Here is a 14340-nt window from a genome sequence, read left to right on the forward strand (position 1 = left end):
GACATTGATGAAGTGGCTGACCGTTGGCGCAGAAGCGGACGTTCGAGCGGACAACGGCGAAGGACCGTATCGAGCCCAAAGGAGCCAAAGCGAAGTCGCAACCTTCGCTCACGCAGCAAATCAAACGCCCAGTTACTCGCTGCTTCGCAGCCTAAAAAGCGGACGTTCGTTGTGGCCGCAGCGAAGTCTCAAAGGTCTATTTCCGAGTTGCGGACAAAGCAGGCCTTTGCGGACATCCTGGCAGGCGGCGGGTTTCAACGCGATGCGGTCACTTCACCGCTATCGAGACTTTGAGGCGCGATACTCCATCGGGCTGGTTTCATACGCATTCCTGAACGCGCGCGCGAAATGCCCAGCCGTAGAGTAGCCAAGCTGCAACCCGATTTCTGAAACGGTCAGCGGGCTGGACGCCAGGAGTTCCCTGGCCCTGCTCATTTTCACCCGTCCGACCAGCATTCGAAACTCGGCACCCTCTCTGTCCAGATGCCGCTGAAGGGTTCTTCGGCTGATGGACATCGATTTCGCCACGTCGTCAATAACGACCCCGTCAACACCAATTCGTTGGCGGATGAGGTGTTCGACAATCTGAACGAGACCAGTGGGCGGCCCACCGCGGCAAGCCCGTGTCACATCTTCAATCGTTGTCCAAGACCGCTGGTTGGCGGGGTTTCCCGTTTCAATGTCGCGATTGGCAATTTCCATGGCGACACAGTTACGGTCCGTCCTAACCTGCAGGTCCAGAACGGCTTCGATGCGGCGGGCCGAACCGTTTTCACCCAGGTCGAGATCGATGGAAAGCGGGAGCCAGGACTTGCCCAGAAAGTGACGCGGAATACTAAACATCGGCCCGAGGGCAGCCAGCGCGATTTGCCGGTATCCGTGCCCGGTGCGTTCTGCAAACATGTATTCCAGCCGGCATGAGACGGCTCCCTCGCGAAAAACGAGGGTGTCCCGATCCGCATGCAGGTGAATAGCATCGGATGCCCGTCGCAAGGCGTGACGCAATGTCCGGGCGCCCAGAACATAGTCGCCCCACACTCCATACTCCCTTATCGAGAGATGCGGAAACAGGCTCAGGCCGAACAGATCGTCACCTGCTTGCTGTGCTGCGCGGGCCAAAAGCCTCTCAATCGATGCCTCGGTGACGTAGTTTCCTTGGCGATCGGAAACATCCATCGGCAACCCGGCCGATGAGAGACATCTTTCCAGACTGCGTTCACCGAGCGACGAACGGATCAGGTCCGGAATGCTGCCGAGGGCTTCAGCGGCGGTCAGAGCTGGTGACGACGACATGTGGCAATCCTAAGACTCATCCGGAGAGTGGCGCGAAATGGTGCAACAATCAACACGCGCGCCGCTACTGTTGCCGTATTGCCCGGATGGCCTGCCGCTTCAGAGTTGGAGGAGAGAAAAAATGCCTTTGCCCCGATCGTCAGCGTTGCCGTTGGTTCTGCTGATGGTGCTTGCCCAAACGCCGGTCCAAGCCGGTGAAGGCGCGTTCTCAAACTACTTTCCCGGTGCTTACGGAAGCCTTCTTCCGGGCTTCGCCCCGGAACCCGGGCCCGTTTTTTCCAATGTGAACCTGCTCTACCGCAGCGAAGCCAGCCGGGCCGTCAGCGAAGGGAAGATACAAACAGCGATTGAAAGCAAAGCTTTCTACTCCCTCCTGCAGGGCTTGTATGTGTGGGATGCGCCTTCGATTGGCGGCCGGTTCGCCGTGGGCGGGTACATACCCATTGGATACGCCTCCTACCAGTCTTCGATCGCTGCGCTTGCCCGGTCTCAGAGCGACACTGCGCTGGGTGACATCGGGATTATTCCCGCCTCGTTCTTCTGGTCGTCGGGAAACCTTCACACCAACCTGTACTCTTTGATCGTGGCGCCGACTGGCAGATACAGCACGACCAGCGCGGTAAATATCGGCCGCAATCACTGGAGCCTTGATCTGGTCGCCGCATTGACTTGGTTCGATCCGAACGCCGGCACCGAGTTTTCGGTCGTTCCAGGTTTAATGTTCAACACGGAAAACCCCGATACGAATTACCGCACCGGGACAGAATTCCACATGGACTTCATGTTCAATCAATTCGTTTCCGAGGATCTGGCCATCGGCCTGCACGGATACGCCTACAAGCAATTGACCGGGGACTCCGGCGTTGGGGCGCTGTTAGGGGATTTCAAGGGCGAAGCTGTCGGGATCGGACCGGCCATATCTTGGATTCCGAAGTCGGCGGGAGGGGCCGTCGCATTGTCCGCCACGTGGGTTCATGACGTTCATGCGAAAAACCGCCTGTCCGGCGACTATGGATCTTTGTCTTTCAGCATTCAGTTTTGAACTGCTCTGTCCCTGAGGTGGCAGATCAATGTAACCGTTAGAGGAGCACAAATGAGGAACATCATATATTCTGCGCTGGCGACATTTGGATTGCTAACAGGGGCAGGACCCGCACTCTCAGAAGTCAAACCGAACATAATTCTGATAAATCTCGACAATTTTGGATGGGGCGACCCCGGTTTCAACGGGGGCGGCATCATCCGCGGCGCTGCGACCCCGGCAATGGACACGCTCGCGGCAGAGGGCATGCGCCTGACAAACTTCAACGTCGAGGCGCAGTGCACACCATCTCGCGCAGCGCTCATGACAGGGCGCTACGGAATCAGGTCCGGCAACCACACGATCCCCGGTGGCGGCGGCGTATACGGCTTGACCCAGTGGGAAGTTACGATAGCAGAAATGCTGAAGGAGGTTGGCTACAGCACGGCGATGTACGGCAAGTGGCATCTGGGATGGAGCGATGGTCGCTTTCCGAAAGATCAGGGATTTGACGAGTTCTACGGTGTCGAAAGCACCGACCAGACAATGTGGACATCGTCACCTCGCTGGCAGGCATTGGATCTCGAGCCTCCCCATGTCATGGAAGGAATTGCTGGCGAAGACGCTTCGGTCGCGCGCGTCTACGATCTTAAGTACCGTGCACTGATAGACGCCGACCTTACCGACAAAGCAATTGACTTTATCGATCGCAAAGCAGGTGAAGAGAGCCCGTTCTTCATCTATCTGGCGATGACAAACATGCACACACCCTCAATCGCCCACCCCGATTTTGATGGGGCAACCGGAATGGGTCTTTTCGCGGACCTTCTGAAACAAACCGACACGTATGTTGGGCGCGTGTTGGAAGCCATAGACAGCAAAGGTATTCGCGAGAACACCATCGTGATTTTTACCGCAGACAATGGACCAGAAACAGCGGCAAAGGGTGGCAATGACATTGCTCCGCAGGCCCACGCACAGGGCAGCTCAGGTCCGTGGCGTGGAACGTTGTTTACACCTTTTGAAGGCAGCTTGCGCGTGCCGTTTGCTATCCGCTGGCCTGGCCGCATCTCCGCGGGCAGTGCCAGCAATGAAATTGTTCATCAGATGGACCTCTACCCAACTCTGGCGGCAATTGTTGGTGGCAAAGTTCCAGAAGACCGGGCCTTCGACGGCATTGATCAGTCCGCCTTTTTCCTTGGCGAACAGGAAAACTCGAACCGCGAAAGCGTGATCGTTTACATGGGCGCGCAAATTTACGGTGTGAAGTGGCTCAATTGGAAGCTGGTCTCGAGGGAAAACGAAAGTACCTGGCAGAACACAGTAAACTACTCAACGCCGCGGGTATACGATCTAATCAATGATCCGGGCGAATTGAAAGACGTACTTCTGCCAAATACGTGGGTCGCTGAACAAGCCGCTCCACTCGTTGGCCAGCATCTGGCCACGTTTGAAAAATACCCTGCAATTCCCCCAGGTACCCCTGATCCTTACACGCCGCCGGATCAATAACCAAAAGATTGAAATCTGGACGGCCGCTTCAGCTTTGATTGCGGCTTGCTGCGGCTGATTGAAGTGTCCGCATCGGGCTCTGAGCAGACATGCGGCGGTGCTGCGGTCGAAGGTTGAACCCTCTCCTTAAAGCAGACTTTGGAAAAAATTGAGATAACCCGCCGATTTCACCGGCTTGGCCAGTCGCGCTGACATTCGTCTTACACAAGCCGGCCATCGCACAAACCGGGCTGACCGACGGCTCAGAGCCCATGATTGCCATCGCAATTTCGTGCTGCGTGCGCACGTCGCTGTTTTTTTGCTGCACGAGCAAATCACCTCTCGTTGTTCTGCAGAAGGGAATGCGGACATTCAATCCAAGAGACCCGGGCTTCCATTAGGAAAAGACAATCTGGACGGCTTTCACCCGCCTTGGAGCACCAAGAGACTCCGAAAACCTCGTTGCCTACTTTGAGTCTGCAAGGGGGTGGTAGCAGGCCGTCCACACACCATCTGACTGCTTTTCAAGACGCGGTGCTTCGCGCTTGCATTGATCGCTGGCAAAGGCGCATCGCGCACGAAAAGCACACCCTTCTGGCGGGTTCAGCGGGTCGGGCAATTCGGTTTCGCGGCCTTCTGGCGCGGTCAATGGACGTCCGACCACTGGCGCACTGTCGGCCAGAAGCTTGGTGTAGGGATGTCGGGGGTGCGCAAAAACCTCATCCGCCGGCCCCACCTCGACCACCGCGCCAAAATAAAGCACCGCGACCCGATCACTAACCGCCTCGACCACGGCAAGATCGTGGCTGATGAACAGATAGGTCAGTCCGAATTGCTGCTTCAGATCGGCCAGCAGGTTCAACACCTGCGCCTGCACCGACACGTCCAGCGCCGAAACGGGTTCGTCGAGGATGAGGATACGCGCATCCGCCGCCAGCGCGCGGGCAATGCCGATCCGCTGCGCCTGCCCGCCGGAAAACTCGTGCGGGTAGCGGTCCAGGAATTCCTCGCGCAGGTTCACTGCGGCGAAGATCTCCCGAATGCGGTCCGCACGGGCCGCCGCGGGCATGTTGTGCAGGTGTTTCAGCGGCGCTTCCATGATCTGACGGATGGTCTTGCGCGGGTTGAGGCTGCTGATCGGGTCCTGGAACACATACTGGATCTTGCGCCCGAACAGGGCGGGATCGGCATTGTCCAGGGGTTCGCCGTTGATCTCGATCGTGCCGGAGCTGGGCGGCAGGAGGCCAACCAGCATTCGCGCTAATGTCGACTTGCCGCAGCCTGACTCGCCGACGATGCCAAGGGTTTCGCCTTCTTCGACGCTCAGCGACAACGGTTGAACGGCGCACACCAGTGCGCGTGGAGGACCGAACATGTGCTTGCCCACTGGAAAGACCTTGCTCAGCCCAGTCAATTTGAGAGCAGTGGTCATTGGCTTACCTCCTGCGCTGAAGTCTCTGGAGCAATGCAGCGCACATGGTTATCGACGCCGTGCCGCGCAAGCTCGATATTCCCCCGCCGACAGGTATCACTTGCCTTGTGGCAACGCTCTGCAAAGGCGCATCCCTCGGGCAGCTTGTCCACGACAGGCGGCAGCCCGGGAATGGCTGCAAGTTCACGGCGACCGTGCCCCAATTCAGGCACACAGGCAATTAGGCGCGACGTGTAGGGATGGGCCGGTGCGTTCAGGATGGTTTTTGTTGGGCCTTCCTCAACAATCCGGCCCGCATACATCACCGCGACCCGGTCACAAAGTTGGGCAACCACGCCGAAATCGTGGGTGATGAAGATGATGGCCAAGCCACGCTCGCGCCGCAGGTCATCCAGCAGAGACAGAATTTGCGCCTGTACGGTCACATCCAGCGCCGTGGTCGGTTCATCGGCGATGATGACCTCGGGGTCGTTGGCCAACGCCATGGCGATCCCCACGCGCTGCCGCATGCCTCCCGACATCTCGTGTGGGTAGCTGTCGACGCGCTGTTCCGCATTGGGAATACGCACCGATTTCAGCAGGTCTATGGCGTGGGCACGGGCTTCGGTCTTGTCAAACGGGTGATGTGCCCGAACCGCTTCGATCAACTGATCGCCAACTGTGTAGAGTGGGTGCAGCGTGGCCAGCGGATCCTGAAAGATGTAGGCGATCCTGTTGCCCCTGAGCGATCGCAGTTTTTCATAGGGCGCGCCAATCAGATCTTCACCCTTGTAGTGGACCGCACCACCGGTGATGATACCCGGGGGCGAGGCAACCAGCCCCATGATGCTGAGCGCGGTCACCGATTTACCAGAGCCGCTTTCGCCGATCACCCCTAGGCATTCGCCTGGGTTCACCTGCAAGTCGACACCGCCGACCGCCTTGTAGACTCGATCTTTGACATGGAACTGGGTCTTCAATCCACGCAGTGCCAATAAGGTGTCGGCTTTGGCCTCAGGGACCGGCCCAGTCCGGTTGACCATTGTTGTAGGCATCGGGCGCGACAGGGCGCCAGACTTCAGGCGAGGATCAAGTGCGTCACGCACGCCGTCACCCAAGAGGTTGATGGCCATGACAATGATCAGGATCATCGCACCGGGCACAATCGAAGTGTGCGGATTGGTGATCAGAGCCGAGCGCGCCTCGCCCAGCATGGAGCCCAGATCGGCTTGCGGTGGCTGCGATCCGAGGCCCAGAAAGCTGAGACCTGCGGTCTCTAAGATCATCCAGCCAATGGTCGTCGACATGGCGATCACGATCACCGGGATCACGTTTGGAAGCACTTCGGTCAGGATAATGCGCGCATCAGTCATGCCTGACAACCGTGCCGCGTCGACGAATTCCTTATGGGCAATGCCCACGGTGATCCCGCGAATGTTACGGGCAAAGAAGGGGATGTTAACGGCAGCCACCGCGATAAGCGCATTCATCAGTCCCGGTCCCAACGCTGCGACAATCGCCAGTGCCAGCAGGATATAGGGGAATGCCATCAGCATATCGACGCCGCGCATGATGATGTTGTCCGTGCGTCCACCATAAAATCCGGCGATGATACCAATGGCTGCGCCGAGGGTCGCCGCAACAATCGCGGCGGCGAAGCCAACGGCCAGCGACAGGCGCGTACCCCAGAGCAGACGGCTGAGCAGGTCGCGCCCCAGGTGGTCTGTGCCCAAGAGCGCGCCTTCGGAAAACGGTTTCTTGAAACGGTCTGCCGTGTTGGTCACGTCTGGATCGGCCAGCGGCAGAAGCGGAGTGATCAGCGTGAGCAAAACGACCAACCCCATCACAATCAGACCGCCAAGTGCAAGCCGGTTGCGCGCGAGAAGCGAAAGGAAACTCTTCATGTCTTGATCCTCGGGTCCAGCAGGCTTTGCGCGACATCGACGGCGATGTTGAACAGCACGTAACAGGCCGCGACGAAGACGACGCCGCCCTGCACCAGCAAAATGTCTCGTTTCAGAATGGCATCGACCAGCATGCGCCCGACACCGGGCCACTGAAACACCATTTCGATATAGACGGCCCCGGACAGAACGAACCCGGCCTGCACCCCTAGCACCGGAATAATGCTGACCATCGCGGCGCGCAGGGCATGGCGCCAAATGACCGAGCGTTCATGCACGCCCTTGGCCCGCGCGGTACGGATGAAGTCCTGTCTCAGCACCTCAAGCATGGCAGAGCGCGAAAGCCGTGCGATGACGCCGGTCGCCACTACGGCCAGCGCCAACGCGGGCAAAGTCAGGTGACTGACCAGTGCCGACAGGTCGCGCGCGCCATAGATAGGCCACATGCCCGACACCGGAAACCAGCGCAGTTTCACAGCAAAGATGAGGATCATCATCATGCCAAGGAAAAAGGAGGGGATGGAAATACCCAGAAGAACGGCGAAAGTGATGGCCTTGTCGGCCAAACCGTATTGCCGGGCGGCCGATACAACACCGGCGACGATGCCGAGGATTGAGCACAGGACAAATGCCGTGCCCGCAAGGATCAACGTCGCCCCGAAGCGGTCAAGCACCTCGTCCAAAACAGCCCGGTTCAGTGAGAAACTGCGCCCAAAATCGCCCTGGAGCATGTTTCCGAGCCAGATGAAATATCGCTGCACCATCGGCTTGTCCAAGCCAAGGTCGCGGTTCAGCTTTTCCACGTTTTCCGGGGTCGCGTAAGACCCAAGGATAGCCGTGGCAGGGTCGCCGGGGATCATAGCCATGATCACAAAGACAATAATCGAAATACCGAACAGAACCGGAAACGCAGAGATCAATCTTTTTAAAATATAGCCTGCCATTGCCCCCTCCCGAAATGGTGCAGCCGCACAATGCGCGCGGCTGCACGGGTCGTTTTAGTTTTTGACAACGTCGTCCAGCAGCAGGAAGAACGACGGCTGAAGCGAGAAGTTCTCGACACGGTCGGATGTAACCGCATTCTGCTTCCAGTTGGCTACGAAAACCCAAGGCGCGTCTTCCTGCACGATGACCTGCATCTCCTGATAGAGACGCGCACGCTCTGCCTGATCGGTCGCCGCGCGGGCTGCCTCAAGCAGTTCGTCAACTTTTGGGTTGGAATAGTAACCCGAGTTGAAACCGCCCTGATCCGGCCAGGCGTTGGTACGCAGTGCAAGGAACGGCAACGTGTCGGGATCGTTGGTCATCCACGCCATTTCGGCCATGTCTGCCTTGCCTTCCAGACCCGGGTTCACTTCGCCAAGGAAGGTGTTCCATTCATAGGTCTCGATTTTCACGTCGAACCCAACAGCACTCAGATCGGCCTGAATGGCGGTCCCCATGGCTACCGGATCAAGCATGCCCGAGCCGCCTTCGGTGACAAAGAACGTCAGCTCGGCACCTTCAGCACCCGCCTCGGCAATCAACTCACGCGCCTTGTCGGGGTTATACGGATAAGGCTCCAGGCTTTCATTGTAGGCCCATGCAAAAGCAGGCGGTGTTGGACCTGCTGCCACTTCGGCTGTGCCTTCCAGCACGTCATTGACGATCGCTTCTTTGTTGATCGCATAGTTGGCGGCCTGACGGACGCGGACATCGGCAAAGGGGCCTTCCTTGGCGTTCAGGATCAGGAACCAGACATGTGGACCAGCCTGTTCGTGAACCGTGTAGGTCTCACCCTGAAACTCGCTCAGCGCAACCGGGGGGACCTCGACCATCAGGTCAATGCCACCCGCCAGCATTTCGGCAGTCCGGGTGTTGGCGTCAGTGATCGGACGGAAGACAACGGCCTGCAATTCGGGTGCGCCGTCCCAGTGATCGGGATTGGCCTCGACCACCACCGCTTCGTTCGAGCGCCATTCCGCGAATTTGAAAGCGCCGGTGCCTGATGGGTTGCGACCAAACTCGGCCCCATGTTGCTCAACCGCTGCTGGCGACACAATCAGACCCGTGGGGTAGGCCAGGTTTGACAGGAACGGGGCATAGGGCGCGTTCAGCGTGAAACGCACGGTCATATCATCCACAACTTCAACATTCTCCACTGCTGAAAAGAAGAATGACAGCGGAAACGGGCCGGTGTTGTGGAAGGGGTGGTTTTCGTCAAGCATCCGGTCAAAGTTGAACTTGACCGCATCAGCGTTGAAGGCGCTGCCATCATGGAAAGTCACACCGTCGCGCAGGGCAAAGGTGTAAACCGTGCCGTCTTCGCTGATGTCCCAGGATGTTGCCAGCGAGGGTTCAACTTCAAGCGTGCCGTCTTTGTAGCGGACAAGACCGTCATAAACATTCATCAGAATCCGGAAGTCGTTGACCGCTGTGACAGCAGCCGGATCAAGCGCCTTCGGCTCGGCGATCTGTCCAACGATCAGCACGTCGGTCGGCGTTTGTGCCGATACCGCAATCGGAGACAGAGCGAGTGCCGTTGCAGCGCTGGCAACCAACATCGCCCTGCGGGTGAGTTTCAGCAGTGTCATGAGTAGGTCCTCTCCCTGTTTATTTATCATGATGAATTGTATTTATGCAAATTATCATGATAAATTCAAGAAAAATGTGATAGGCCCATGGAATGACCTTCTCGATTCTGACATTTGACAAGAAAACAGGCGTTTTTGCTGCCGCCGCAGCAACTGGAAGCCTCTGCGTGGGCGGTTGGGTTCTGCGCGGCGATATCGAATCAGGCCTCGTGGCGTCGCAGGGAACAGCGCCCAGTACGTTCTGGCGGGATGACGTTTTGCGGGCCATGCATCAGGGGCAATCGGCAAAAGAGGCTGTTGAGGCGGTGACCAAGAGTGATCCAGGGCGCGGGCATCGTCAGTTGACTGCAGTTGACAGTCAGGGCCGCGCCCACGGATTCACTGGGGCCGATAGCGTTGCTTTTGCAAACCACATCACGGAACCCGGGATCGCCATAGCCGGAAACATGCTGGAAGGGCCAGAGGTGCTGGAGGCCATGATGTCTGCTACCCGGACAGATGACATTTCAGTTGCCGAACGAATGCTTCGCATTCTGGGTGCCGCTAAACAGGCCGGGGGCGACAGTCGGGGGTTGCTGTCCGCTGCGCTGTTGGTTCTTGCCCCGGATCGACCCCCGTTGGATTTGCGCATCGATCACAGCGACGATCCAATCTCGGAATTGGAGAGCTTATACCACCGGACCCGTCAATCCCCGTATTTCGATTGGTTGTCCGAGGTTCCCGTTCTCTTGGATAAAACCCGCGCCCCGGAGTAAGCGCTGCAGCTCTAGAACACCGACCATCCCGTCGCCTGGGTGAGCATCGCCGCTGCGCGGGTTCCTGCATGGGAGTTTCCGTAATGGTTGAGACCGGGCGACCAAATCGCAATGGATGCGACACGAGGCGCGATCACCAATATGCCGCCCCCAACCCCGCTTTTGCCAGGCAGCCCGACCTGATACGCAAATTCTCCGGAGCCATCATAGTGACCACATGTCATCATCAAGGCATTGATCCGCTTTGCATGGGCGCGCGAAATCACACCCGGCGCAGCCTCCAGCCGGGCCAAGGCTCGCCCGGCCAATGCCAGCTGCCGGGTAGACATCTCGATGGCACATTGATGAAAGTAAGTGCCCAGAGTTAAATCCGGGTCATTTTGCAGATTGCCGTGTGATTTCAGGTAGTGCGCCAATGCCTTGTTGCGCGCGCCCGTCGCTTTTTCCGACGCGGCAACCTTGGCGTTGATGAAAACGTCTTCAGTCTCGGCCATTGCACGAACCAGACCCAACGTTTCAGCGAGTGCCTGTTTCGGCTCGCGTCCCGACAAAAGGGCATCGGTTGTGACGATCGCCCCGGCATTTACAAACGGGTTACGGGGGCGGCCCTTTTCGCGTTCCAGCAATACTACCGAGTCAAATGACGTCCCTGAGGGTTCACGGCCAACACGACCCCACAACTGATCACCAATTCGTCCCAATGTGGCGGCCAGTGTGAAAACTTTGGACACGCTTTGGACGGAAAACAGTTTATCCGCTGCCCCGGCGGTCAGGCACTGACCATCGGCAAGACACACACTGATTGCGAATTGCTCCGGCGAAACGGTGGCCAGTTCCGGTATGTACTGCGCGGGCACGCCCCAATCATCCTGACGAAACACTTCGTCATGGATGTCACGCAAAATGCATTCGATGGTTGGCAAGTTACTCCCCCATGAACCGTCGCATCAGATGAGCTTCCTGCACGCGCATAAGCTCCTCGGCAACCTGCATATGCGAGATCATGACTTCGTGGGCTTTGTCGGGTTCTGCATTGCGCAACGCATCAACCAGCTGCAACTGATGTTCGCGCCCCTTGCGCCAAAGCTCGACGTTGGGAGGGTCATAAAGCCTGCGATAGACCGTCAGGTCCGTCAGAATCCGCACCATGAACCCAATGACAAACCCAAGCAACCGGTTCCCTGCGAAATCTGACAAACGGGCGTGGAAAACAAGCGAGGCAATGTGCTGCTCTTTTTCTTCTTCCGCTGATTTTGCCGGTTCTGGGTGGCGCTCGGCCAGGTCTTGCAACTCATCCAGTTGCGCCTTGCTGAGGTGCCCGGCAAGACTCGCCGCAAGCTCAGGTTCAAGTGCTTTTCGCACTTGGTAAATGTCGGTGATTGACAGGTCCTGAAAGTAAAAATAGTTGGCCAACAAGGATCGCGCACGCTCCGCAGAAACCTCGCCGACAATGCTGCCACCACCCGGTCCGGTCTTGGTCATGATCAGGCCCTGCGCCTCAAGAATGCGCAGCGCCTCACGGACAGTACCCTTGGATACACCGAACTGTTCAATCATCGCGCTTTCATTGGGCAGCTTGTCACCTGCCTTCAGGTCACGTTCTACGACCCATTGCTTGATTTCATCAGCAACCCGAACCGGACGCGATCGTTTTAGCTTGGGCGATGGTGTGCCGCTACCGTCCATTCTACACCTCAAATTTTATCATGATAAAATTATAGACACCTCAAGCGCCTATGTGTAGAGAGTAATTTATCATGATAAATAGGAGGCCATCATGAACTGGGGGCAGTGCGCACAAGACCGTTTATCAGACATCGCGAGATGCAGCCTCGACAGAGTGGGTGTTACGCGGTTTCCCTTTACGCCCCAGCATGAGGCTGCGTTGGGGGTCATACGCTCATGGATGTCACAGGCTGGCCTGCAAATGCATATGGACGCGGCCGGCACACTCATCGGTCGCAAGGAAGGGCCAGCGGGCGCGCCAACTTTTCTGATCGGATCTCATCAGGATTCTGTGAGGAACGGCGGACGATACGACGGGATCATGGGCGTTGTCCTGGGATGCCTCGCGCTTGAGAAACTTGTGGCAGACGGGATCGAACTGCCCTTTTCAGTCGAAATCCTCGCCTTTGCCGACGAAGAAGGCGTCCGTTTCCCTACCGCTCTGATGGGTCCACGCGCGCTGGCGGGCACGTTTGATCCCGCTGTATTGGCAATGACCGATAGCGACGGGGTGTCCCTGCGGGACGCGCTGGCGGGCTTTGGTGGCGACCCGGATCGCGTCACATCGTTGGCACGCGACGCAGCAAAGACATTGGGCTATCTGGAGGTCCATATCGAACAAGGCCCGGTTCTGGAGGCGCAGGATAGCGCGCTCGGACTTGTGACGGGCATTTGTGGCATCGAGCGGAACACAGTCACATTCACCGGCGATACGGGTCATGCCGGGACAGTTCCCATGGATAGCCGCCGCGATGCGCTGGTGGCCGCCTCGGATTTCATTTCAGCAATCCATGACTCGGCAAAAAAGATCACCGATCTACGCGCAACCATTGGTGCGTTGTCCTTGCATCCCAACGTGGTGAACGCGATCCCGCGCGCGGTTGAATTGACCTTGGAGATCCGGGCGCTGAATGACACCGTCCGAGACAATTTCGCAAGATTGGCGCGGTCCCTGGGCGATAACATCTCGGGCGGGCGTCGCGTAGGGTTTTCGATGGAACGGACCTATGAACAACCCGCCGTACTATGTAATGGCGATCTGATTGACGCCCTGTCGACTGCGACAGGCGCAATCTGCCCAACCGCGCCACGCCTGCCGTCAGGTGCCACTCATGACGCATCGGCCATGGCAGACCTCTGTCCAATCTCGATGCTGTTTGTCCGCTGCGAAGACGGGGTTAGCCACAAACCAGAAGAATTCGCCGCGAGCGACGACATGGATGCTGCAATTCAATCTATTGCGGCCTTCCTTGTGGCTTTGGAAGTTTGAAGCAGACTGCGATATCTCTAAAAACAAGCGCGTATCACAACACTCTGTTCCGCGAACGTATGATACACGGCCTTGATCCACATGACGTCTTGCTCGAAGCCCAGAGTTCTGGGGCGAAAATTGCGAAGTATAGAATAGCTGCGTATGATGTGATTGAACGACAGGTCTGGTGTAGATTTCCGACTTTTCCAAAAAGACACCGCTGCAGGTGCGAGCGAATGCTGCAAAAGCGATAGCTGCATCAGCATAAGTTCGGTCTGTCCGCAACTCGGTCATGGTGTCTTCGAAGCACATACATTGATCAGACTGACGAATATTCAGTAAGTTTTGCTACAAGTTTCAACCAAAAAAATCTTGCAACGGGTTTGATCAATCTCCATGCGACTGAGTGAAAAACCTCACCCGTTCGCGAATCAATTCATCTGTGATCGGCAATTCGTCTGTGACTTGCACAACGCCGAGCGAGCTGTGGAAGAGAAAAAAGATCCGCGTTCGTTCGATCAAGTCGATCCCAACAAATCCAATCTCGGCGAAGATTGCCTTGATGGCTTCAAAACGGACAGCATCAACGCGCCGCACCACCTTTGCGACCGACATATCCTGCGCAGCCCAGCTGCGAAAAGCCGTATCGAACTTATTCAGCTGATCGTGCTCAATTCGGATCGCAAGCTGAAAGAGACGTTCGTGCGCCGGTGCTTTACTGGCCGCGAGTGCACGGAGTTGCTTTTGGGTAAATTCTTCCTCCCAAAAAGCAAGGAGCTTTTGTATAAAGTCTTGGCGGTTGTGGAAGTGATAGTAGAAACTTCCCTTGGTAACACCCTGAGCCTCCCCCACTGAACTGGTCCGACGCTATGTTTAGGAAACGGAGGACTAAGAATGGCAAACAAGCGACCGAAG

At 57.3% G+C, this 14340-nt stretch carries 13 protein-coding genes; 4 read left to right on the forward strand and 9 right to left on the reverse strand.

Translation table 11 applies throughout. The features are described from left to right. Nucleotides 1–279: 279 nt before the first annotated feature. Nucleotides 280–1293: an AraC family transcriptional regulator gene (locus tag AC2FLO_RS01855; protein ID WP_496755148.1), complete on the reverse strand. Its 1014-nt coding sequence runs from the start codon at nt 1291–1293 to the stop codon at nt 280–282. A 121-nt stretch (nt 1294–1414) separates the two neighbouring features. Between AC2FLO_RS01855 and AC2FLO_RS01860 the strand changes: the two genes are divergently transcribed. Then, nucleotides 1415–2335, forward strand: a complete 921-nt coding sequence (locus AC2FLO_RS01860; RefSeq protein ID WP_496755146.1) for a SphA family protein — start codon at nt 1415–1417, stop codon at nt 2333–2335. Nucleotides 2336–2386: 51 nt separating this feature from the next. Further along, entirely contained in the window at nt 2387–3826 is a 1440-nt protein-coding gene (locus AC2FLO_RS01865) for an arylsulfatase (protein WP_496755145.1), read from the forward strand. A gap of 28 nt (nt 3827–3854) precedes the next feature. Here AC2FLO_RS01865 and AC2FLO_RS01870 read toward each other — a convergent pair whose 3' ends face one another. From AC2FLO_RS01870 to AC2FLO_RS01890, 5 genes are all read right to left on the reverse strand, one after another. Next, nucleotides 3855–4133: a hypothetical protein gene (locus tag AC2FLO_RS01870; RefSeq protein ID WP_496755143.1), complete on the reverse strand. Its 279-nt coding sequence runs from the start codon at nt 4131–4133 to the stop codon at nt 3855–3857. Nucleotides 4134–4271: 138 nt separating this feature from the next. Next, entirely contained in the window at nt 4272–5237 is a 966-nt protein-coding gene (locus AC2FLO_RS01875; protein ID WP_496755141.1) for an ABC transporter ATP-binding protein, read from the reverse strand. Further along, the gene (locus AC2FLO_RS01880) at nt 5234–7120 is read right to left on the reverse strand and encodes a dipeptide/oligopeptide/nickel ABC transporter permease/ATP-binding protein (RefSeq protein WP_496755139.1); all 1887 of its coding nucleotides are present in this window, start codon (nt 7118–7120) and stop codon (nt 5234–5236) included. Before AC2FLO_RS01880 ends, AC2FLO_RS01875 begins: the two co-directional genes overlap by 4 nt. Next, nucleotides 7117–8064, reverse strand: coding sequence for an ABC transporter permease (locus tag AC2FLO_RS01885; protein ID WP_496755137.1), 948 nt, complete (start codon nt 8062–8064; stop codon nt 7117–7119). The genes AC2FLO_RS01880 and AC2FLO_RS01885 overlap by 4 nt, the downstream gene beginning before the upstream one ends. Before the next feature lie 54 nt (nt 8065–8118). Beyond that, on the reverse strand, nt 8119–9693 hold the full coding sequence (locus AC2FLO_RS01890) for an ABC transporter substrate-binding protein (RefSeq protein ID WP_496755136.1): 1575 nt from the start codon (nt 9691–9693) through the stop codon (nt 8119–8121). A 92-nt stretch (nt 9694–9785) separates the two neighbouring features. Between AC2FLO_RS01890 and AC2FLO_RS01895 the strand changes: the two genes are divergently transcribed. Beyond that, nucleotides 9786–10448 carry a DUF1028 domain-containing protein gene (locus tag AC2FLO_RS01895; protein WP_496755134.1) on the forward strand — a complete coding sequence of 221 codons (663 nt, stop codon included), beginning with the start codon at nt 9786–9788 and terminating at the stop codon, nt 10446–10448. A gap of 11 nt (nt 10449–10459) precedes the next feature. On the opposite strand, the gene AC2FLO_RS01900 is transcribed toward AC2FLO_RS01895, so the two are convergent. Together AC2FLO_RS01900 and AC2FLO_RS01905 are read right to left on the reverse strand one after the other, a co-directional pair. Further along, nucleotides 10460–11371: a glutaminase gene (locus tag AC2FLO_RS01900; RefSeq protein ID WP_496755133.1), complete on the reverse strand. Its 912-nt coding sequence runs from the start codon at nt 11369–11371 to the stop codon at nt 10460–10462. 1 nt (nt 11372) lies between these two features. After that, complete coding sequence (locus AC2FLO_RS01905; RefSeq protein ID WP_496755131.1) at nt 11373–12134, reverse strand: FadR/GntR family transcriptional regulator; 762 nt, start codon at nt 12132–12134, stop codon at nt 11373–11375. 91 nt (nt 12135–12225) lie between these two features. Between AC2FLO_RS01905 and AC2FLO_RS01910 the strand changes: the two genes are divergently transcribed. Beyond that, entirely contained in the window at nt 12226–13443 is a 1218-nt protein-coding gene (locus tag AC2FLO_RS01910; protein ID WP_496755129.1) for a M20 family metallo-hydrolase, read from the forward strand. 369 nt (nt 13444–13812) lie between these two features. On the opposite strand, the gene AC2FLO_RS01915 is transcribed toward AC2FLO_RS01910, so the two are convergent. Then, complete coding sequence (locus AC2FLO_RS01915; protein ID WP_496755128.1) at nt 13813–14277, reverse strand: TetR/AcrR family transcriptional regulator; 465 nt, start codon at nt 14275–14277, stop codon at nt 13813–13815. Nucleotides 14278–14340: the final 63 nt, after the last annotated feature.

The organism is Ruegeria sp. TASC047, from assembly GCF_059612445.1.